Raw genomic sequence first — 518 nt, 5'->3', positions numbered from 1 at the left:
TAGGTCATAGCCAATTGTAATCCGAAGTAGCTCAACGGCGGAGCACCCGGCTGTTAACCGGTAGGTTGTGGGTTCGAGTCCCACCTTCGGAGCCAATAGTGCCGAAGTGGCGGAACAGGCAGACGCACAGGACTTAAAATCCTGCGAATAGAGATATTCGTACCGGTTCGATTCCGGTCTTCGGCACCATATAATATCGCGGAGTGGAGCAGTTGGTAGCTCGTCGGGCTCATAACCCGAAGGTCGTTGGTTCGAATCCTTCCTCCGCAACCAAAAATATATTAATAACTGTGGCTCCTTGGTCAAGCGGTTAAGACACCGCCCTTTCACGGCGGCTACAGGGGTTCGAATCCCCTAGGAGTCACCATTTTTATTAATTATTTAAATTTGAATTATTTTATATTTTAAATATATCTTTTATTTGGATCCATAGCTCAGCTGGGAGAGCATCTGCCTTACAAGCAGGGGGTCACAGGTTCGAGCCCTGTTGGGTCCACCAAATAAATGGTCCGGTAGTT

At 47.9% G+C, this 518-nt stretch carries 5 tRNA genes; all 5 read left to right on the top strand.

Annotated features, from left to right (window positions below):
- The first annotated feature begins 20 nt into the window (after window positions 1-20).
- Window positions 21-95: transfer RNA gene (locus HMPREF9630_RS09730), tRNA-Asn, on the top strand.
- A 5-nt stretch (window positions 96-100) separates the two neighbouring features.
- A tRNA-Leu gene (locus tag HMPREF9630_RS09725) sits at window positions 101-189 on the top strand.
- A gap of 8 nt (window positions 190-197) precedes the next feature.
- A tRNA-Met gene (locus HMPREF9630_RS09720) sits at window positions 198-273 on the top strand.
- Between the two features lie 19 nt (window positions 274-292).
- Window positions 293-367 (top strand) — tRNA-Glu (locus tag HMPREF9630_RS09715).
- Window positions 368-423: 56 nt separating this feature from the next.
- A tRNA-Val gene (locus HMPREF9630_RS09710) sits at window positions 424-499 on the top strand.
- Window positions 500-518 lie beyond the last annotated feature (19 nt).

The organism is Peptoanaerobacter stomatis, assembly GCF_000238095.2.
In the GTDB taxonomy this organism is placed as follows: domain Bacteria; phylum Bacillota; class Clostridia; order Peptostreptococcales; family Filifactoraceae; genus Peptoanaerobacter; species Peptoanaerobacter stomatis_A.
The sequence above is the reverse complement of the archived record's forward strand: the minus strand, read 5'-3'. Positions and strand labels throughout refer to the sequence as shown.